We start from the raw sequence: 21341 nt of genomic DNA on the forward strand, positions 1-21341 counted from the left end.
ATAATCTTACATCAGAAGCTATGACGATAAAAGGAGGAACATCTCTGTTACTGCTTGCACTGGGCCTTGTGTTCACGCAATGTAAAAATGAGACATATCAAACCCAATCAGCCACCGACACCACGACGGCAGCCGCTACTACAGCCCATGCCCAGAAAGAATACAAGTATGAATCTGTACCCGGCGATCCGCTCAACGCCCGCGTTTATACTTTAGACAATGGCCTGAAAGTATACCTGACGGACTACGAGGAGGCACCACGCATCCAGACCTACGTAGCGGTGCGGGCGGGCAGCAAAAACGATCCGGCTGATGCCACCGGCCTGGCTCACTACCTGGAGCACCTGCTGTTTAAAGGCACTACCAAACTCGGCACCATCGATTACACGAAAGAGAAGGCAGAGCTGGATAAGATTGAAGCCCTCTACGAAAAATACCGGCAAACTACCGGCGAGGCACAGCGCAAGCAAATCTACCACCAGATAGACAGCATTTCCGGCGTAGCGGCCACCTATGCCATCGCCAACGAGTACGACAAGCTGACCACTTCTATCGGGGCCAAAGGTACCAATGCCTATACCTGGGTAGACCAGACGGTGTATGTAAATGATATTCCGAGCAACCAGATGGAGCGCTGGGTGGCAGAGGAAGCAGACCGTTTCCAGGAGATGGTGCCGCGCCTGTTCCACACGGAGCTGGAGGCTGTTTATGAAGAGAAGAACCGCACCCTCGACAGCGATGGCCGCAAAGTAGCCGAGGTTATCAATGCGGCCTTGTTCCCCACACACCAGTATGGCACCCAGACCACCATTGGTACCATCGAGCACCTTAAAAATCCATCCATCACGGCTATAAAAGAATATTTTAACAAGTACTATGTACCCAACAACATGGCTATCGCCATGTCCGGTGATTTGGATTTTGATGCCACTATCCGCCTGATTGATAAGTACTGGGGACAGATGCAGAAGCAGCCGGTACCTGCGTTTGATGTAGCGCAGGAGCAGCCTATTCAGCAGCCCATTGTAAAAGAAGTGCTTGGCCCCGATGCAGAAAATGTGTCTGTCGCTTTCCGGATACCCGGCATCGGCACCCGCGAAGCTTTGGTGGTACAGATGATCAGCAACCTGCTTTACAACGGCGCCGCCGGACTTATAGACCTGAACCTGAACCAGCAGCAGAAAGTGCTCAGCGCTTATGCCTACGACACGCCCATGAAAGATTACGGCACCTTCCAGATGGCCGGCCGCCCACGGCAGGGACAATCGCTGGATGAGGTACGCGACCTGTTGCTGGCACAACTGGACATGATAAGAAAGGGCCAATTTGATGAAAGCCTGATGGAGGCGGTTGTCAATAATCAGAAAATCAGCACCATGAAAGCGTATGAAGACAACAGCAACCGCGCTGATGCTTTTGTAACGGCCTTTATTTATGAAATGCCCTGGCAGAAGTTTGTAAACCGGCCGGAGGAGTTTGCCGGCATCACAAAGCAGGAGGTAGTAGATGTGGCGAACAAGCTCTTCAACAACAATTATGTGCTGGTTTACAAGCGCACCGGCAAAGACCCGAACGCCCAGAAAGTAGAAAAGCCCGCTATTACACCCGTAGCCGTTAACCGCGATGCCCAATCAGACTACTACAAAAGCTTTATGGCCACTGCCGACAGCGTGAAGCCGCTGGAACCGGTTTTTGTAGACTATAAAAAAGACATCATTGAAACAAAGCTAAAGCAGGACATTCCGCTGCTTTATACCCGGAACAAAGACAACGGCCTGTTCCAGCTCTATTATATTCTGGACATGGGCACCAACAACGATCCCAAACTGGGTATGGCGGTAAATTACCTCAAGTACCTGGGCACTGACAAGTATAGCGCCGCAGAGTTGCAAAAGGAGTTCTTCAAGCTGGGCACTTCCTTTGACGTATTTTCTTCCGGCGACCAGGTATATGTAAGTATGACCGGCCTGGATGAGAACTTTGAAAAGGGCCTGAACCTGTTCGAAAACTTACTTGCCAACCCCAAACCAGACCAGCAGGCGCTGAATGATATGGTGGCCGGCACGCTGAAAGCACGCAAAGATGCCAAGCTGAACAAAGGCATCATTCTGCAGCAGGCAATGGTCAACTATGCCAAGTATGGCCCCAAAAATCCATTCAACACAGTGCTCAGCGAAAAACAACTGAGAGCCGTAAAGCCGCAGGAACTGGTGAGTATCATCAAAAGTATACCCACCTACCAGCACCGCGTGTTATACTATGGCCCGCGTGAAACCGACAACCTGGTAGCCGTTCTGAACGAAGGGCACATGGTGCCGGCCACCTTAAAGCCGGTACCAGCTGAAAAAGTATACACCGAAGTAGACTTTAAACAACCTACCGTGTACTGGGCAGATTACAACATGGTGCAGGCCGAACTGTTATTCCTGAGCAAATCGGTACCCTACAGCAAAGACATCATCCCTGTAGTGCGGCTCTACAACGAGTACATGGGCGGCATCGTGTTCCAGGATTTACGCGAATCCAAAGCGCTGGCTTACTCCACGTATTCTTTCTACAGCCCGGCTACCAAAGAAGGCCGCGCCAACTACCTGTTGTCGTATATCGGGGCGCAGGCAGATAAACTATCCGAAGCTATGGCCGGTATGCAATCGCTGTTAACCGACATGCCCCTGGCCGATGCCAATTTCGAGAACGCCCGCGCATCTTTGCGCAACAGCATTTCCACGGAGCGCATTACCAAAGCCGGCATTCTGTTTAATTACGAGAGCGCCCGGAAGCTGGGACTAACATACGATATCCGGCAGGATGTATACGAAAGCACCAACAGCATGACCTTCGAACAGATGCAGGAGTTCCAGCAGAAGTACATCAAAGGCCAGCCCCAGGCCATCCTCGTTATCGGCTCTAAAGACAAGCTCAACTTCAAAGAACTGGCCAAGTATGGCAAAGTAAAGCAGCTGAGCTTAGAAGAGCTTTTTGGGTATTAATTTAGATTTTAGATGCCATGTTAAACCAGCAACGGCAGCCAAAGTATGGCTGCTGTTGCTGGTTTATAACCCCCTGCTCTCTTATCAAGAGCTCCGCAGGTGCGAGCTTGCAGCTCGTACCTGTTCTTAGCCTGAAAATGTAATAGTACGAGCTACAAGCTCGCACCTGCGCTGCACTAAATTTATACTTGCACAATCAAATCCTGATTCTAGCAAAGTATAAAAATGCAGCGGCCATACTTGCTGTAAGTATGGCCGCTGTTAAACTGTAAGCTAAAGTATAATCTACTTATTCTCGCCTAAGAATGGATAACGGTAATCGGTAGCGGGCACAAAGGTCTCTTTGATAGAGCGGGCCGATACCCAGCGCAGCAGGTTCAGCATAGATCCGGCTTTGTCGTTGGTGCCGGAGGCGCGAGCGCCGCCGAATGGCTGCTGGCCTACCACGGCGCCGGTTGGCTTGTCGTTGATGTAGAAGTTACCGGCCGCGTCGCTCAGCTTTTTAGTGGCGTGCTCAATGGCGTAGCGATCCTGGCTGAAGATGGCGCCGGTGAGGGCGTACGGCGAAGTGGAATTTACCAGCTCCAGCGTCTCCTCAAAATTATTTTCGTCATACACATAAATGGAGATAACTGGGCCGAAGATTTCCTCACACATGGTTACGTACAGCGGGTTGTGCGTCTGGATGACCGTAGGCTCCACAAAGTAACCTTTCGACTTGTCGTAACCGCCACCAACTATAATCTCCGCTTCGTTGTTGCTGCTGGCGATGTTGTCGATGTACCTGGCAATTTTATCAAACGATTTCTCGTCGATTACCGCGTTAATGAAATTGCTGAAGTCTTCGGGCGGTCCCATCTTAAATGATTTCACATCCTCAATTACATAGCCTTTCACTTCATCCCAAAGGTTGCTGGGCACATATACACGCGAGGCGGCCGAACATTTCTGGCCCTGGTACTCAAAAGATCCGCGAGAGATGGCAGTAGCCAGTGCTTTAGCATTGGCCGAAGGATGCGCCAGTATAAAGTCTTTGCCACCGGTTTCGCCTACAATGCGCGGGTATGTTTTATACTTGTGGATGTTGGTGCCAATGGTTTTCCAGATGTTCTGGAAAACGCCGGTGCTACCTGTAAAGTGGATGCCTGCAAAATCAGCGTGGTTAAAGATAACGTCGCCGGCAATTGGGCCGTCTACATAAACTAAGTTAATTACACCGCCCGGCAAGCCAGCCTCGTGCAGCAGTTCCATAATCATATGGGCAGCATATATCTGCGTGTAAGCCGGCTTCCAAACCACCACATTGCCCATCATGGCTACAGAAGTTGGCAGGTTGCCTGCAATCGCGGTGAAGTTAAAGGGCGTGAGCGCAAACACAAAACCTTCGAGCGGGCGGTGTTCCAGGCGGTTCCAAACACCCGGCGACGATTCCGGCTGCATGCTGTAAATCTCGGTCATGAACTGCACATTGAAGCGCAGGAAATCGATGAACTCACAGGCAGCATCAATCTCCGCCTGATATGCGTTTTTCGACTGGCCCAGCATGGTCGCAGCATTCAGGCGCGCTCTCCAGGGGCCGGCCAGCAAATCGGCGGCTTTCAGGAAAATGCTGGCGCGCTGCTCCCAGGCCATGTTGGCCCAATCCTCGCGGGCAGCCAGGGCCGCATTTATCGCCTGTTCCACGTGTGACGCATCGCCTTCGCTGAAGTGGCCCAGGATGTGCTGGTGGTCGTGCGGCTGCAACATCGGTTTTTTGTTGTCGGTGTATACTTTGTCGCCGCCAATGTACATCGGCACATCAATTTCCTTCGACTTGAGTTCTTTATAGGTGCGCTGCAGCTCTTCTCTTTCGGGAGAGCCGGGAGCGTACGATTTCACTGGTTCGTTAACAGGAGTTGGTACTTTAAAAAATCCGGTTGCCATGTGTTTATAATTAGGATTATAAGTATGATTAAGGTATTCCGGAAGCAGTCACAGTCGTGAGAAAGCCTCCTGCACAAAGGTACGGGGATTTCCGGTAAAAAGAGGTATGATGGGCAGAGCTCCCTGCGGTGCTACCTGTTTCCCGGCTTCTACCCCTTCCTGCTATATTTACTTATACTTACTGCTCGTTTCGTGCAGCGGCTTCCTTCATTTTCACATGATACATCACATCTAGCAGGCCGTCGTCCATCTTATCTCCCGAAAACTCCCAGAACATAATGCCACCCAGGTTGTGCGCCAGCGCATATTCCGTTTTCCTGGCGATGGAAAGCGAATCATCGTAGGTAGCGAAAAGCTGCTTGCTGGCGTTGTAGCTGAAAGGCGCCTGCGCCGTGGAATCCCAGTAAGCGGTAAAGCCCGGATTGGCGGTAAAATAGTTGTCGAGATCATTGTAATTCACCGCTTCCTTAAACCTGCCGCTTTGATAGATGCCGTTCAGCTGGTCTGGCACATCCTCCCAAACGCGGGCATAAAAAGCGGAACCTACCACAATCTTACGGCTCGGCACGCCAATCGAATCCAGGTACTGCACGGCGTTGTCGATAGATTCTACCTGGCTTGGGGTGGAATAAAGCGGCGTGTGGTTGCCTGTAACGGTGCTGTTGCCATTTACCAGGTCGTAGCTCATCAGGTTTACATAATCCAGCAGCGGCATTATCTTGTCCCACTCCACCGACTGCTCGAGGTAATCGTTGAAACCACCGGCGGCAAACGTGATGATGTAGTCGTCGCCAAGCGTTTTGCGAAGCTGCTGCACCAGTGCGGTAAAATTCTGTTTGTCTTCGGGCGCAAAACGGTGGCCCGGAAATCCTGCAATCGTGGGGTATTCCCAGTCCAGATCAATGCCGTCCAGGTTATACTTGCCGGAAAGGGCCTTTACTGATTTGGCAAATTCTTCGCGGCCCTGCGCCGTGGCAAATACATCGGAACAGGTTTCGCAGCCGCCCCAGCCACCCAGCGAAAACATGATCTTGAGATCCGGGTGTGCCTGCTTTAAAGAAACCAGGTACGTGAGCGATGTGCTGTCTTTGGGTGTGGCTTTGTTGAGGGTATTGCCATCCAGGTGAAAGAAACTATAGATGATGTGCGTCAGCTGGCCCGCCGATTGTGCATCAATGGCAGCGGGGCGGCCGGTGTAGTAAGCCATGATGGCGAATTCCTTTTTGTCTGCAGTGCCGCCAACTGTTTCTGAGGGGGTGTTGCAGGCAAAAACCGAAGCGGCCATCACCGCCATTAATATCTTTCCGAAGAGCGCAGAAACAACTTTCATAAGTATAAATTTGATGTTGAGTAGTTGGGAAAAGGGAAATATGACAGAATACTTAAAAGCGAAAAAATCTCAACTCCCTCGCCATGCCGATGCCAGCTATGGCTTAAATGGACAGCCTTGGGATTAGTGAAAATTTAATATATACAAACTCCGCATAACTACAAAATCTCCATCAGCTGGCTCAGGCAATGGATCTCATATGTGGGTTTGGGTCGCAGCTTCGCCTTTATTTTATCCGGGTTAAAGTATACCTGATCGATACCGCTGGCCCGCGCGCCTTCAATATCGCATTCCAGGTTGTCGCCAATCATCAGGCACTCTGCTGGCTTCACGTTAATGCGCTCCAGCACATAACTGAAAAGGCGCTTATCAGGCTTCTTATACCCACAGCACTCCGACGTGATCACCTCCTGAAAATAGCTGTTCAGGTTAGAGCCTGTTATTTTCATATACTGCATATCTTTAAAGCCATTTGTTACAATGTGCAGGCCATACTTAGGCTGCAGGTAAGCCAGCACCTCGTGTGCGAAAGGAAAAACAGCCGTTTTGGTAGAACACAGGTCGGTATAGGCCCTGCTTATTTCTTTGGGTACCTCGTGGTGCTGCAGCCCGAGGCCCATCAGGGTTTTATAAAAGCGGGTGTCGCGCAGCTCTTTCTGGTCTATTTTACCCCTGTGGTAGAGGTCCCACAGGCGCTTGTTCACAAATTTATACTTCCGGTAAAACGAGTCGCTGTCGAATTTTTCATGCCTGCCCAGATCAAACTGATCGTATAAAGCATAGAGGGTTTCTTCGGAGTTTTTCTCAAAATCCCAGAGGGTGTGGTCGAGATCGAAGAGGATATGAGAATATGTTTTCATGTATGAAGTCGTAAAATAAGCTGCCCGCCGATACAGAATGATGCTTTGCTTAGCGGGCAGGCACAGGTATTAAGTATAAAAATGATTTATGCCCGCCGTTCTTTTGCTCTGTTATTTCACCATTTAACACCTGCGCATTTATACTTGAAAGTATATTTTGGGAGTTATTAAACAATGCTGCCCGGCAAAGGTCTAAGAAGCAGTCCAGCGATGGGTCTGTTGCAGTTTATTGGCAGCCAGTTCGCGGTTCGAAAACAGAATACGGTACGTTTCGGCGTCCTGCAGCAACAGCGCATCACGTTCCATGTACCTGAAAATCTGTGTCAGCAGGTCGGCGGGCTCCTCTTTTAAGCTATAGTATACCCACTGGTCGAGCTTGCGCGAGGTAACCAGGCCGGTATTGCGCAGGTAGCCGAGGTGGCGCGAGGTTTTGGTTTGTGTAAAGTTCAGCACCTGCTCCAGATCTGTGATGCACATCTCTTTGTTGCGCAGAATCAGGTGCAGGATACGGATACGGGACTGGTCGGACAAGGCTTTAAAAACCTGCTCGCCATAAGGAAGACTAAAATGTTTGAGCCTCATAAGTTAGGGTGCAGCTTAAACAAAATTAGGCAAAAGCTGCTATTATAAAAGAATAAATCATATTATTGTATTACATGAATGTTATTTCCCAACCTCATACTTCTTTTTCCGGGCGATGGCCGTGGCTCTTTTTACCTGTTCTAACCCTGTTGCTGTTGCTGACGGGGCCGCAACAGGCCGTGGCCCAGGGACAGCAGCGGGTCGTGCAGCTATCGGGCTTTGTGGCTGTAGGCGACAGCCTGTATGGGGTGGCGGGCGTAAGCGTGTACGTGCCCAAAACTAACCGCGGCACACAAACCAACGAGTATGGCTTCTTTTCGGTGCCGGTGTTGAGCGGCGACAGCGTAGTGTTCAACGCGTTGGGCTACAAAAAACAGTACCTCATCATCCCTAAAAACTACAGCAGCGGGAGCTATTCCATTATTATGCAGATGCAGGAAGACCCGACTGAGCTGCCTACCGTAGATGTATTTCCGTGGCCGACAGAGCGTGATTTCAGGCAAGCAATTGCCAACGTAAAGCTGCCGGACGAAGGACGCGCCATCGCCACGCGCAACCTCGACCCCGAACTCCTGGAAGAGCTTTTCAAGAGCACCCCCATGGACGGAGCCGGCAATTTCCGGTTCTGGAACCAGCAGCAGATACAGCAGCAGCAAAACCGCCACATGATACCCACTATCAGCCCTTTTGCTGTGCCGGCCCTCATCAAAGCCCTTATCAACGGCGATTATAAGAACAACAAGTAATAGTTCTGCACCGGCAGGTTTAAGTATAAACCCGGGCATGATTATCTTTTGAGCTCTTTCCGGTATTCTGGCGCAAGCATCCGCTTCTCCAAGCTATTTTTGCTGACCTAACAAAGCACAGGCGTCCGCTTGCGCCAGGAACGACATTGCGCGAAAAGCCCGCCTGAAACGCCGTTGTCTCATTTCGCCCGCTATCAAAATAACCAACAAATGTATGTTTCGTTATTCGTAAGTACTACCTTATGCGTACATAAGGTAAGACAGGGCGCGAGCACTGATTTGCCTGCTACCTGCTGCTTTACAGGCCAAAAACAAACATACTTATGCTTGAACCAGATAAACTTTCTCTTAATATACCAGACACCACCAAGCCACGTGTTGTGATTGTGGGCGGCGGCTTCGGCGGTATAAACCTGGCAAAAAAACTGAACGGCGAACGTTTCCAGGTCGTGATGTTCGACAGGCAGAATTATCATGGCTTCTGGCCGCTGCTGTACCAGGTGGCCACCGCCGGCCTCGAACCTGACGCCATTGCCGAACCGCTGCGCAAAATGTTTGGCAGCGATGAATACCAGGACTTCCACTTCCGGCTGGTGAAAGTAACCGGCGTTAACCCGGCCATCAAAACAGTCTCGACCATCATCGGCGACTTGCCTTACGATTACCTGGTGATGGCCACCGGCACCAAGTCCAACTACTTTGGCAATGAGCAGATAAAGAAATACTCCTTCCCGCTGAAGCAGATACCGCACGCACTGAACCTGCGGAGCCAGTTGTTGCAGGCTTTTGAGCAGGCCAACATGACCAATGATCCGGAGATCCGGCAGAGCCTGCTGAACATTGTGATTGTGGGCGGCGGACCTACAGGTGTAGAATTAGCCGGCGCCCTGGCCGAAATGCGGAAACATGTGCTCCCCGATGACTATTCGGGGCTGGACTTCAGCAAAATGAATATTTACCTGGTAGAAGGTATGGACCGCGTTCTACCACCTATGTCGCCGGAGGCAAGCGCGAAAACGTACAAATACCTTATGGAACTGGGCGTCGTTGTGAAGCTAAATACATTGGTAGAGGCTTACGACGGTGAAACAGCTGTACTTAAAGGAGGAGAGCAGATCAAAACCAACACACTGGTTTGGGCCGCCGGCGTATCGGGCGCATTAATCGACGGGCTTCCGCCGGAAGCAGTGGAAAGGGGCCGGGTGCTGGTAGATGAGTATAACCAGGTGATCGGCTTGCCCGGCGTTTTTGCCCTGGGTGATATTGCCCTGATGAAAACAGAGAAGTACCCGAAAGGGCACCCCATGGTGGCACAACCTGCCATACAACAGGGCCAGTTGCTGGCCAAAAACCTGAAACGGATGCTGCGCAACGAGCGGCTGGAGCCATTTGAATACAATGATAAAGGCTCATTAGCGATCATAGGCCGCAACCGCGCCGTGGCAGACCTGCCAAAGAACATTCATCTAAGCGGCTTTTTAGCCTGGGCTACCTGGTTGTTTGTGCATGTGATGGCGCTGGTGGGTTTCCGCAACAAACTGGTAGTGCTTAGCAACTGGGTTTACAAATTCTTTACCTATGAGAGCGGCACACGCCTTATTATCCGGCCTTTTGTGCGCAAGGGCGACCGTGTGAAACAGGAGTTCCTGAACAAGTATAACTCAGATTGATGGTCGTTAACTGTTAAATTGCTAAACGGTTAAATTGTTGAGAATAGGTGGGCAGGGAAAATCGGTCGGCTGAACTATACTTCTTCCGCTGGTGCGAGCTTGCAGCTCGTACCTTCTCTTTGGTTACTTAAAAGGTACGAGCTGCAAGCTCGCACCAGCGGATGGGTTGAACCAAGCAATTAGGTGACTGCCATAAACGAAAAAAGCCTTCGGACCACATCCGAAGGCTTTTGATTAAATAATGAGGCTATTTACTCGCCTGTATTTGTCTCAGCACCATTGTTGCTGCGGGTAGTGGCGCGCTGCTTTTGCATCGGGTTAGGCTGCTGCTCACGGCCCTGCTTGTACAACTCGAAGCGGGAAGGAGCCATACGGCGCGGATAGGCATTGTTCGACAAATCCGTATCTGCGGTTTGCAGGTAAGGGTCTAATTCGAAGCTGGCCACCGGCTTCTCTGTTACAAACACTTTCGTGATCTCGTTGTTGTTGTGGCGCCAGATCTCGGCGGGGATGTTCACCACTTCTTCGGAGCCATCTTCGTACTGCATCCGCACTATCAATGGCATTACCAATCCACCCAGGTTTTTGAAGCCCACCTCGTAGAAATTCAGGCCGGAATCCAGTGCTTTCTTCTGCTCTGGCGTCAGGTCTTTCAGAAACGTCTGGTAGGTGGCTTTGTCAGTTGCGGTGGTGGCCAGCGGGTCGTAGCTGTTGTAAAAGTCTTTCAACTCCGGCTTCAGTTCTACCAGTGTTTTAGGTATGTCCTGCAGGTTGCGCTGCTGCGACAGCGTTTGCGGCGCTTTGTTCTGCTGCTCACGCTTCTGGGCATTTACAAATTCCGGATCCTGGGCATCAATCGTAAACCACTTCACGTTGTCAATGGCCAGATCAGTGTGATCGGTGGTATAAAACCAGCCTCTCCAGAACCAGTCCAGATCCACGCCCGAAGCATCTTCCATGGTGCGGAAGAAATCAGCGGGCATCGGGTGTTTAAAAGCCCAGCGGTTGGCATACTCCTTAAAGGCATAATCAAACAGTTCGCGGCCCATAATAGTCTCGCGCAGGATGTTGAGGCCGGTAGCAGGCTTGCCATAAGCGTTGTTGCCAAACTGGAGTATGGATTCTGAGTTGGTCATGATCGGCACCATCGTGCTCTTGTCGCCGCTCATGTAGGTAACAATCTTGGCAGGTTCGCCGCGGCCGGATGGGTAGTTACGCTCCCACTCCTGCTCTGCCAGATACTGCATAAATGTGTTCAGGCCTTCGTCCATCCACGTCCACTGGCGCTCATCGGAGTTCACAATCATCGGGAAGAAGTTGTGACCCACCTCATGTATAACCACTGAAATCAAGCCATACTTGGTACGGTCAGAGTAGGTGCCGTCTGCCTCTGGGCGGTAACCGTTGAAGCTGATCATCGGGTACTCCATGCCACCCACCGGGCCGTGCACCGAAATCGCTACCGGATACGGATAATCTATGGTGCGCTTGGAATAGTTGCGCAGGGTATGGCCAACCGCCTGCGTAGAATACTGTCCCCACAGCGGGTTAGCTTCCTTCGGGTAGTACGACATCGCCAATACATGCTTGCCGCCGATGTTTACGTTCATGGCATCCCAGATAAACTTGCGGGAGCTGGCCCAGGCAAAATCGCGCACATTTTTAGCGGCGAACACCCAGGTTTTTGTATCTTTTGCGTGATTCTTTTCTGCTTTGGTTGCTTCTTCCTGCGTTACCACCAGCACGGGTTTGTCGCTTTTGGCAGCATCGGCCCAACGTTTCTGCTGCGTGGAGGTCAGCACCTGGCTGGCGTTCTGTAACTCACCGGTTCCGGCCACCACATGGTCAGCAGGCACCGTGATGCTTACTTTGTAATCGCCAAACGGGAGGGCAAACTCACCACTGCCCAGAAACTGCTTGTGCTGCCAGCCGTTCACGTCGTCGTACACAGCCATGCGCGGAAACCACTGTGCCATCTCATACAGGTAGTTGCCGTCCTCCGGAAAAAACTCGTAGCCGGAGCGGCCGCCCAGTGTTTTCTGGTTGTTGATGTTATGGTGCCAGTCTACGCTGAACGTATAACTCTGCCCGTGCTTGAGCGGCGCAGGCAAATCCACGCGCATCATGGTGTTGTTGATGGTATACTTCAGGGGCTTGCCGCTGCGATCTTTCACCGACTCAATTTTAAAGCCGCCGTCAAATGCCTCGCGCGTCATATACTCCACCGCCTGCAGCGACATTTTATCTTTCAACTCGCCTGTTTTTGTCAGGTTACTCATCGAGTTGGGTTCAAAAATATTCTGGTCGAGCTGCACCCACAGGTAAGTGAGCGGGTCGGGGGAGTTGTTGGTATAATTGATGGTTTCGGAGCCTTTGATGGACTGTTCCGCGTCGTTTAGCGCTACTTTAATGTTGTAGTCGGCGCGCTGCTGCCAGTATTCGTGGCCGGGAGCGCCCGAGGCGGCACGGTAGTTATTAGGCGTTGGCAGTTCCTGCCCCAGTTGGGCAAACTTGGTGTCCTGCGCCTGTGCGGCGAGAGGGCCTGCAATAAGCCCGGCAAGCGCCAAACCTGCAAAAAGGTTTTTCATTGAATTAAGGTTAGGTATGATAGTTTAGCTTGATAGGTAAGTTATAAAGCCGGTGACAATTTATACTTCAGATTCTCCGGATCAGCAATATAATCCATTTTATATCAATATTTTATACTTTAAAGTTCCCTGTTTAAAATACGGATACCTGCGTCCACGACTTTAAATAGTGTTTGAACGCTAAAAGATACTGGTTTCCATCATCAAAATCAAGGAGATGCCTGCGGCCGCACTGGAGATAACCAGAATCCAGTCCCGCTTTTTGGCGCGGAACAGTTGCATTACCAGGAAGCCGAGTATCAGCAGGATGAGTACAATCAGCATCTGCCCCAGCTCGATGCCCACGTTAAAGGCCAGCAGTTGCAGCCAGGTATCGGAGCTGCGCCCGAGCAGCGATTTAAGATAATTAGAAAAACCCATACCATGTATCAGGCCAAAAAGTATGGCCATCAGGTTGTGCAGCGACAGAATGGTGGGCTGTTTGGCGGCAGCGCCCTGCAGCTTAAAAAAGTTGGTGATGCAGGTGAGAAATATCGTTACCGGAATCAGAAACTCGATGAGCGCCGTATCGAAACGGATAATATTGAACGTAGACAGCGCCAGCGTAATAGAATGGCCGATGGTAAAGCTGGTAACCAGCGCAATAACTTTGCGCCAGTCGCTTAAAGTATAAATAGCGCTCAGGGCCAGCAAAAACAGCATGTGATCGTAGGCGCCCAAGTTAAAAATATGATAAAAACCCAGCTGCAGGTAAGTATAAAATACGGATGACACAGGTTGATAGAGATAGTAAAGTATGAAGCAGGCAGCAAATTAAGGTGAAAACCACAGAGTTGCAATTACAGCCTGCGCCAGGTATAAGTAAATGGACAGGTTAGCTCAAAGTAAACAGCTTTGTGTCATCCTTGAAGGATCTTGTAAGCGAAAAGCTGTCAACTCACAAGATCCTTTCAGGATGACAAATCATGATTAAAAGTAAATTTGCCTTTCCACTTACAAGTATAACTTGTGCTTGTGCGTTCATTTTTTAATACCTTTAAAGGATAATGTATCCCTGGCCGGCAGAAAACGGTATTCGTACTGGTATAAATAATCTAACAATATGATAAAAAGAACCTACAAGTATACCTGCCGTTCGGCTAAAGTAGCAGCGATGGCATTAACAAGCCTGTCGCTGGTTTTTTCGGCCTGCAACTCTTCCGGCACCAAGGAAACCCCAGCAGATACCACCGCATCTGAAACAAAACCCGAAACAATGGAAGCATCTATGGTATATGTAGGCACTTATGCCGAAGCCGACAGCACAAGTATTTTCCTGTACCGCCTCGACCCGGAAAGCGGCAAACTGACGCGCCTGAACGCTTTTAAAGCCGGCGAAAATCCGTCCTTCCTAACGCTCGATGAACAGCGGCAGCATTTATATGCTGTAAACGAAACAGGCAATTACGAGGGCCAGAACAGCGGCGCGGTAAGCGCCTTCGCGGTAAATCCACAAAACGGCGATCTGTCTTTGCTGAACAGGGTAGCCTCTAAGGGTGGCGCACCCTGCCATATTTCTGTAGGCGGAGCAAATAAAAATGTGCTGGTGGCCAACTACATGGGTGGCAATGTGGCTTCTTTTCAGGTGCAGGAAAACGGCCAGCTAAGTGAGGCCGTGGACGTGGAGCAGCATACGGGCACCGGGCCTAACAAAGAAAGGCAGGAAGCAGCGCACGCCCACTTCATCGCACCAGACCCAAACAACAAGTTTATACTTTCTGTGGATTTAGGAACCGACAACATAGTAGGTTATCGCCTGGATGCCGGTACCGGTGCCCTGACGCCCAACACGCCTGCTGTGGCTTTCGCGGCAAAGCCCGGATCGGGCCCGCGCCACCTCGCTTTCCACCCGAACGGCCGCTATGCCTACCTGATTCATGAGCTGAACTCTACCATGACGGCGCTTACGTATGATGCTGATAAAGGCACTTTTACCGAAATAGAAACCGTGCCGACCTTACCCGCCGATTTCAATGGCCAAAGCTACTGTGCAGAAGTAAAAGTATCGGCAGACGGCAAATTCCTGTACGGATCTAACCGCGGACACAACAGCATCGTGGTGTACGCCATCGATCAGGATACAGGAAAACTCACCCAGGTACAATTTATGAACACCGGCGGCGACTGGCCCCGCGACTTCAACATCGATGAATCGGGAACCGTGCTGCTGGTGGCTAATGAGCGCTCCAATAACCTGGTTACCTTTAAAATCGACAAAGCCACCGGCAAACTAACACCAACCGGCCAGGAAGTGGAGGTGCACAAGCCCGTATGCGTCCAGGTAGTACCGGCGTTTAAGTAATAGACAGTTTATCCTTATCTTGCTAAAATAAATCTCAAAAACATGTTTGTACACCACGTTTTCTTTTGGTTAAATAACCCGGATGCAACAGCGGAAAGATCAAAGCTGCTGGAAGGCCTGAAGCAGTTGAAAGCTATTGAAAGTATACATACAGTGCACATCGGCGTGCCCGCCAGCACCGACAGACCCGTGATTGAAAAGGGATACGATTTCTCGCTGTTGCTCGTCTTTAACGACATGGAGGCGCATGACACCTATCAGGTGCATCCTGTGCATAAGCAGTTTGTAGAAACTTGCGCTCAGCTCTGGTCTAAAGTGCTTATTTATGATGCGGTAGACGCTTAGGATAGATTTGGCCCTGCCTGCTGCTCTCCGGCCGGTTTGCCAGGGAGCTTTAGAAGAGCGTCAGCCATAAGCGGCTGGCGCTTTTTTGTTGCGGAAATCAAAACTCAACAGGTAACGAACAAGGCAAAAGAGCAAACTTATGGCTGTAAGCAGAAGTATAAACCAGCATACCTTATACCTGCTGAAGATGCTGCAAGTGCTGCCCGAAACAACTGATGAAATGCTTGCCGTGCGGGTGAGCGGCGAACTGACCAACGAAGACTTTGACCGCTACCGGGAACTGATCCGCGACAGGATGAAGGCCACAGGCGAAGCACGTTTGTACTACGAAATGGCAGATCTGGATTGGGTAAAGCCCGGCGCAGCTCTGGAAAATGCTTTGTTCGACATCGTGCATGGGCGGGAGTATGGCCGCGTGGCGATGGTAGGCGAAAAGACATGGCAGGAATGGGCAGCCAAACTGATAAGCCCGGTGAAGAAGAAAGGTGTACGCTACTTTGATTTAACGGAGCGTGAGCAGGCGATGGCCTGGGTGCAAGAACAGGAGCAGCACGAAGTATGAAGCGATGAATACCTGCAGGATTCTTTAAATCATGCCCGGGCAATGCCTGTCCCAGTAATCCAGCAGCATTTTGTCGGCCTTGGTGGTAAAGCCCCTGCCCTGGCCGGGCGTGGGTGTAAACTCCCCAAAAACAGCGCCTTTGTCTGTGGCGTAAAAGTCTATTCTTACAAAGATCCCATAGGTTTTGCTGAGCTTCTTAGCATTACTGATAATTTCGTTCAGGCAAGCTGGCGGTTCCTGATAAGGTGCGTGCTGGTAAAGTCTGCAGATGTCTTCCAGCATGTTCCAGTTTTCGTCGTAACTGCTGGATAACCCTGCTTTAGGGCTTGTGCGGTTTATCACATTTATCACGGCTAGCTCTCCGTTAAAGAGCGACAGCTTGTAATCAACCGGGATTGTGTATTCTCCTCCTTCACTCCTGACAAACTCTTCAATCAGGAACTCCTGGTAAGGATTCTTTTTTAAAGCTGCAGCCATTATCTCCCTGAGTGCCTCTTTGGAATAGAAACGCTTGTCCATGTGGTTTAGGCCCTTGTCCATCAGGAACACGAGGTTGCAGGAGTGGCCGATCGTTGGCCTTATTACATATTGGTCCGGCAGGTCGCTAAAGTTCAGCTGGCTCACCTCCCTGCCTTTCCAGTAGAGATCCGCTACACGACAGCCGTGCATTTGCGCAAACAGGCGGGCGTTATACTTGTTGCTGAGCGTCCGCTGCCAGTGATCCACTGCTTGCCATTCATCCAAAGAGGTATCGGCGTGCATTGATGCGTTACGGACAAGTTCTGCGTCGGCTGCGCTCCAGAAAGTGCGGTGCCTGTGCATGATGCGCTTTGCAAATTCTCCGCCGTCTTTATTGGTGTCTGTAAAAGCGTTCAGCGTAAAGCGCAACCCGTTTTTTATCAATTGCAGCATAGCCCGTTTAAGTTAAGATATTACATTCAGGAAGACCAATGCTAGATACGATTTAAAATTCATATATTATCAATTATTATACTTAAAATTACATACAATAAACCTCTGAAGGGAAGTATAATCCGTAACAGTTTATTTCCAATTACAATCATAGCTTATCTGATGGCTGGCAGTTCAGTCTCCTTGTTCATTAATAGAACTTCGGTTCGGGTAAGTCTTTGAGGTGATGCTACTTGCACTGTTGGCTTGAGCTTAAGAAGTATGGCTGCGGGTAATGCAAGCTAAAAGCTTGCTGTCATAAAAAGCCGCATTTACGCTGTCGCTAAACTTGCGGAAGGGCTACCAATACAAAACCCCGCCACTCCAAAGGAATAGCGGGGTTTTCTCAACTAAACTTTATACTACTTACTTTCCTGAAGGAATCTCCACGTCAATATTAATAAACCGGATCTGGCCGTTTTCCAGCACGGCTTCCACCACCGAGTCTTTGCTGATAGTGCCGGCCAGAATCTCTTTAGAGAGTTCGTTGAGCACCTGGCGCTGCAGCACACGCTTCAGCGGACGGGCACCAAACTGCGGGTCGAAGCCCTGCTCGCCCAGGTAATCCAGTACCTCGTCAGTGGCAACCAGTTGGATGCCGTTTTCCTCGAGGCGCTGCTGGATGTGGCGGAACTGGATGCTGACAATCTTGCGCAGCTCGCCACGGTTCAGCGGACGGAACATAATCAACTCGTCAATACGGTTCAGGAACTCCGGCCTTACCGATTTCTTCAGCATCTCGAACACCTGAGCCTTGGTTTCGTCAATCACCTCTTCGCGGTTATACTCGTTCATCTTCTCAAAATTCTCCTGGATAATGCCGGAGCCGATGTTTGAGGTCATGATGATGATGGTGTTCTTAAAGTTCACCACGCGGCCTTTGCTGTCGGTTAGGCGGCCGTCGTCGAGTACCTGTAACAGAATGTTGAACACGTCGGGGTGTGCTTTTTCAATCTCGTCAAGCAACACCACGGAGTAAGGCTTGCGGCGCACGGCTTCGGTCAGCTGGCCACCTTCTTCGTAGCCCACGTATCCCGGAGGCGCTCCAATCAGGCGGCTCACGGCGTGGCGCTCCTGGTACTCGCTCATGTCGATGCGCACCATCGCATTCTCGTCGTTGAACAGGTAATCGGCCAGCGCTTTCGCCAGCTCAGTTTTACCTACTCCGGTGGTACCCAGGAAAATGAACGAACCGATAGGCCGTTTAGGGTCCTGCATCCCGGCACGGCTGCGGCGCACGGCATCCGAAATCGCCTCAATCGCTTCTTCCTGGCCGGCCACGCGCATACTCAGTTCCTGCTCCAGGTTCAGCAATTTCTCGCGGTCCGATTGCAACATTTTACTCACCGGAATACCAGTCCATTTGGCTACTACTTCGGCAATATCTTCGGCGGTAACTTCTTCCTGCAGCATCGGATTTTCGCCCTGCATGTCGCGGACCTGTTGCTGTAGCTCCTTCAGGTGCGCTTCCGCTTCCTGAATTTTGCCGTAGCGCAATTCGGCTACGCGGCCATAATCGCCGGAGCGTTCAGCCTGCTCGGCTTCCAGCTTATAGTTTTCGATGTTCTCCTTTTCTTTCTGCAGGCCTTCAATGACTTGTTTTTCGTTCTGCCACTTGGCCTTCAAATCATCGCGCTTGCTGCTCAGGTCTGCAATTTCTTTAGAGAGCACCGTTTCCTTGTCCTTGTCATTTTCACGGCGGATGGCTTCGCGCTCAATTTCCAGCTGCATGATGCGGCGCTGCAGTTCGTCCAGTTCCACTGGCAGCGAGTCAATCTCGATGCGCAGTTTGGCGGCCGCTTCGTCCATCAGGTCAATGGCTTTGTCGGGCAGAAAGCGGTCGGTAATATAGCGGTTCGACAGCTCTACGGCAGCGATAATGGCATCATCCTTAATGCGCACACCGTGGTGCACTTCATACTTATCTTTGATACCACGCAGAATAGAAATGGCATCCACTACGCTCGGTTCATCCACTATTACTGCCTGGAAACGTCGTTCCAGTGCTTTGTCTTTCTCGATATACTTCTGGTACTCCTTCAGCGTGGTGGCACCAATGGCATGCAGTTCGCCACGGGCCAGGGCCGGTTTCAACAGGTTGGCAGCGTCCATGGCGCTGTCGCCACCGGCACCCGCGCCAATTAGGGTATGAATCTCGTCAATGAAAAGCACGATTTCGCCTTCCGAGTCGATGACTTCTTTTATCACCGCTTTCAGGCGCTCCTCAAACTCACCTTTATACTTGGCGCCTGCCACCAGCAAGCCCATGTCCAGGCTCATCAGCGTTTTGGATTTCAGGTTTTCGGGCACGTCGCCGGCTACAATGCGTTGCGCCAGGCCTTCTACAATCGCGGTTTTACCTACGCCCGGTTCACCCAGCAAAATCGGGTTGTTTTTGGTACGGCGACTCAGGATCTGCAACACCCGCCGGATCTCCTCGTCGCGGCCAATCACCGGGTCAATCTTGCCATTGCGCGCCAGTTCGTTCAGGTCTTTGGCGTAGCGCTTCAGCGAGTTATACTTGGCTTCGGCGTTCTGGTCGGTTACTTTGGCGCCGCCGCGCAGTTCTTTAATTGCTTTTTTGAGGTCTTTCTCGTTAAAGCCCACATCCTTCATCAGCCCGGCTACTTTGTCGCGGCCAGCCAGCAAACCCAATAAAATGTGCTCGATGGCGACATATTCATCGCCAAACTCTTTTAAGTAAGACGTTGCTTTTTGCAGGGCCGCATTGGCATCGTTGGCTAAGTATGGACTGCCACCGCTCACTTTTGGGTAAGCCGCTACAATTTCGTCGAGCTTGTTGTGCAGAATGTTGCCGTTGATATTGAGTTTCTGGAGGAGGAAATTGGTTACGTTCTCGTCTGTCTCCAGAATCGCTTTCAGGATATGGCCGGTTTCGATGGCTTGCTGCTGGTTACCGCTCGCAATCTCCGTCGCCCGTTGGATGGCCTCCTGTGCTTTGATGGTATAATTATTAAAGTTCATGTCTGTTTTCCTTAGGTTTATTCCCGATAGCTATATTATCAAGTTACGCACCAGTAGGGTTTAAAGGTTAAGGTGCTGTAATTTTGGCAGGTGAAAAATGGGAAAAATGGAGATTTTTAGACAGAATGGCAGCATGCTTCACAGCTATCAAAAAGAAGCTATGAGGTCATAAAGATACCCTTTCAAGGATAACCCGCAGCACATGATATATCTCGCGCAGCACTGTTACTTCTACAATAGCTTCATCCTTTTTAAAGCTTAGGATGGCATCAGGCGAGCCGTCTTCAGCTTCTAACTTCAACCTGCCGGTAGTGTGCCTGAGTAAGATGCGCCGGACGCTTTCGTCAGCAAAAAGCTTTCTTAACGTATCAGGCTGGTTCGTTTTGATAATAAAAGCGGCATCGAAATCCGGGTAACCGACTTTAACATCTTCCATGCCCAGCACTTTACTAATCTCACCCAAAAAATCCTGCTCGTGCAGGTGAAAACGCAAAGGCACGCGGGCCGGTACAGCGGCTCTAAAAGTAGTAGTAGAGATGCCGCTTTCAAACCCGCCGCCCAAATCAATATCCAGGTCGAAAAGAATTTGCTGCCCGGACTGATGCAGCAGCGCAGTATACTTTAGCACTGCTTTATGCGCCGCGATATCTTCGGCAACTTTCTGCCAGATTTCAGCTTCCGTAGTTCCTGTAAATTCTTTGATAGCGCTCATGGTGTTGATGGCTTAGGAGTGTGTTTTATCGTACCGTTTCCGCTGCTGTAAGTATAATAAAGCTACTTTACCTCGCTTTTAAACACCGCGGCATAATGATCGGCCAGGCGCGTTGGTTCAGGTAATTTATACTTCACGGCGCAGGCCATGGCAACCTCAGTAGCAGTTGCCAGATCCATCAGGTGGCCGGGCGATACGAATACAGGCTTTACATTGTCGCGGGTGCGGAGCACGTTGGCAATCACTTCGTTTTTATAGACCAGCGGCGATACGGAGCCTTTGGTTGCAGCGGGTTCGGTATACTTGCCGACCAACACTTTCTTGGCCACGCCCATGGTGGGCTTGTTCAGGTGGATGCCTAAATGGGTAGCGATGCCCAGCTTGCGCGGGTGCGAAATGCCGTGGCCGTCTACCATAATCAGGTCGGGCTTTTGCTGCAGCTTTTCGTAGGCTTTGAGGAGGTTGGGCGCTTCGCGAAAGGCGAGAAAACCGGGGATATACGGCAACTCCACCGGGCCATGGTGCCATACTTTTTCCAGCACTTCCAGCTTCGGGTACGAGAGCAGTATAAACACTGAAAGAATGGTGTCTTCACCGATGAAAGAGGAATCGCAGCCGGCAATCAGCTTTAGCTCAAAGTCGGGCTTTTGGATGATGACCTGCTGCTGCATCTCGTTTTGCTGCTCCGTCAGTTTCTTAAGTATAGCCGGGTCAGGTGCAGGATAATCGAATCTGTTATAATAGGCCATCTGTTTA

Annotated in this window: 16 protein-coding genes; 6 read left to right on the forward strand and 10 right to left on the reverse strand. The window is 50.7% G+C overall.

Translation table 11 applies throughout. The features are described 5' to 3' along the window. The first annotated feature begins 20 nt into the window (after positions 1 to 20). Positions 21 to 2990: a M16 family metallopeptidase gene (locus I2I11_RS09070; RefSeq protein ID WP_230679994.1), complete on the forward strand. Its 2970-nt coding sequence runs from the start codon at positions 21 to 23 to the stop codon at positions 2988 to 2990. A gap of 285 nt (positions 2991 to 3275) precedes the next feature. Here I2I11_RS09070 and pruA read toward each other — a convergent pair whose 3' ends face one another. From pruA to I2I11_RS09090, 4 genes are all read right to left on the reverse strand, one after another. Then, the gene (pruA, locus tag I2I11_RS09075) at positions 3276 to 4913 is read right to left on the reverse strand and encodes an L-glutamate gamma-semialdehyde dehydrogenase (protein ID WP_196267368.1); all 1638 of its coding nucleotides are present in this window, start codon (positions 4911 to 4913) and stop codon (positions 3276 to 3278) included. Positions 4914 to 5091: 178 nt separating this feature from the next. Then, positions 5092 to 6243 carry a glycoside hydrolase family 18 protein gene (locus I2I11_RS09080; RefSeq protein ID WP_196267369.1) on the reverse strand — a complete coding sequence of 384 codons (1152 nt, stop codon included), beginning with the start codon at positions 6241 to 6243 and terminating at the stop codon, positions 5092 to 5094. 158 nt (positions 6244 to 6401) lie between these two features. Then, positions 6402 to 7103 (reverse strand): YjjG family noncanonical pyrimidine nucleotidase, encoded by a 702-nt coding sequence (locus I2I11_RS09085; protein ID WP_196267370.1) that lies wholly within the window; start codon positions 7101 to 7103, stop codon positions 6402 to 6404. Between the two features lie 192 nt (positions 7104 to 7295). Further along, positions 7296 to 7685: an ArsR/SmtB family transcription factor gene (locus I2I11_RS09090; RefSeq protein ID WP_196267371.1), complete on the reverse strand. Its 390-nt coding sequence runs from the start codon at positions 7683 to 7685 to the stop codon at positions 7296 to 7298. A 74-nt stretch (positions 7686 to 7759) separates the two neighbouring features. Here I2I11_RS09090 and I2I11_RS09095 point away from each other — a divergent pair, with 74 nt between their 5' ends. Continuing rightward, a complete protein-coding gene (locus I2I11_RS09095) occupies positions 7760 to 8431 on the forward strand; it encodes a carboxypeptidase-like regulatory domain-containing protein (RefSeq protein WP_196267372.1) in 672 nt (223 codons plus the stop codon). A 323-nt stretch (positions 8432 to 8754) separates the two neighbouring features. Then, positions 8755 to 10101 (forward strand): NAD(P)/FAD-dependent oxidoreductase, encoded by a 1347-nt coding sequence (locus I2I11_RS09100; RefSeq protein WP_196267373.1) that lies wholly within the window; start codon positions 8755 to 8757, stop codon positions 10099 to 10101. A 251-nt stretch (positions 10102 to 10352) separates the two neighbouring features. Here the strand turns inward: I2I11_RS09100 and I2I11_RS09105 are convergent, their stop codons facing one another. After that, the gene (locus I2I11_RS09105) at positions 10353 to 12689 is read right to left on the reverse strand and encodes a M1 family metallopeptidase (RefSeq protein ID WP_196267374.1); all 2337 of its coding nucleotides are present in this window, start codon (positions 12687 to 12689) and stop codon (positions 10353 to 10355) included. A gap of 180 nt (positions 12690 to 12869) precedes the next feature. Beyond that, on the reverse strand, positions 12870 to 13463 hold the full coding sequence (locus I2I11_RS09110; protein WP_196267375.1) for a HupE/UreJ family protein: 594 nt from the start codon (positions 13461 to 13463) through the stop codon (positions 12870 to 12872). A gap of 328 nt (positions 13464 to 13791) precedes the next feature. Between I2I11_RS09110 and I2I11_RS09115 the strand changes: the two genes are divergently transcribed. From I2I11_RS09115 to I2I11_RS09125, 3 genes are all read left to right on the forward strand, one after another. Beyond that, positions 13792 to 15030: a lactonase family protein gene (locus I2I11_RS09115; protein ID WP_196267376.1), complete on the forward strand. Its 1239-nt coding sequence runs from the start codon at positions 13792 to 13794 to the stop codon at positions 15028 to 15030. A gap of 42 nt (positions 15031 to 15072) precedes the next feature. Beyond that, complete coding sequence (locus I2I11_RS09120; RefSeq protein WP_196267377.1) at positions 15073 to 15375, forward strand: Dabb family protein; 303 nt, start codon at positions 15073 to 15075, stop codon at positions 15373 to 15375. A gap of 139 nt (positions 15376 to 15514) precedes the next feature. Next, positions 15515 to 15937 carry a SpoIIAA family protein gene (locus I2I11_RS09125; protein ID WP_230679996.1) on the forward strand — a complete coding sequence of 141 codons (423 nt, stop codon included), beginning with the start codon at positions 15515 to 15517 and terminating at the stop codon, positions 15935 to 15937. Positions 15938 to 15961: 24 nt separating this feature from the next. On the opposite strand, the gene I2I11_RS09130 is transcribed toward I2I11_RS09125, so the two are convergent. The 4 genes from I2I11_RS09130 to nfi form a co-directional block, all read right to left on the reverse strand. Continuing rightward, the gene (locus tag I2I11_RS09130) at positions 15962 to 16849 is read right to left on the reverse strand and encodes an ATP-grasp fold amidoligase family protein (protein WP_196267378.1); all 888 of its coding nucleotides are present in this window, start codon (positions 16847 to 16849) and stop codon (positions 15962 to 15964) included. A 405-nt stretch (positions 16850 to 17254) separates the two neighbouring features. Next, the gene (clpB, locus tag I2I11_RS09135; RefSeq protein ID WP_196267379.1) at positions 17255 to 19873 is read right to left on the reverse strand and encodes an ATP-dependent chaperone ClpB; all 2619 of its coding nucleotides are present in this window, start codon (positions 19871 to 19873) and stop codon (positions 17255 to 17257) included. Positions 19874 to 20039: 166 nt separating this feature from the next. Continuing rightward, positions 20040 to 20585 (reverse strand): hypothetical protein, encoded by a 546-nt coding sequence (locus I2I11_RS09140; protein WP_196267380.1) that lies wholly within the window; start codon positions 20583 to 20585, stop codon positions 20040 to 20042. 62 nt (positions 20586 to 20647) lie between these two features. Next, a complete protein-coding gene (gene nfi / locus I2I11_RS09145) occupies positions 20648 to 21334 on the reverse strand; it encodes a deoxyribonuclease V (protein ID WP_196267381.1) in 687 nt (228 codons plus the stop codon). Between the last annotated feature and the right edge of the window lie 7 nt (positions 21335 to 21341).

The organism is Pontibacter rufus (assembly GCF_015694705.1).
Classification (GTDB): Bacteria; Bacteroidota; Bacteroidia; order Cytophagales; family Hymenobacteraceae; genus Pontibacter; species Pontibacter rufus.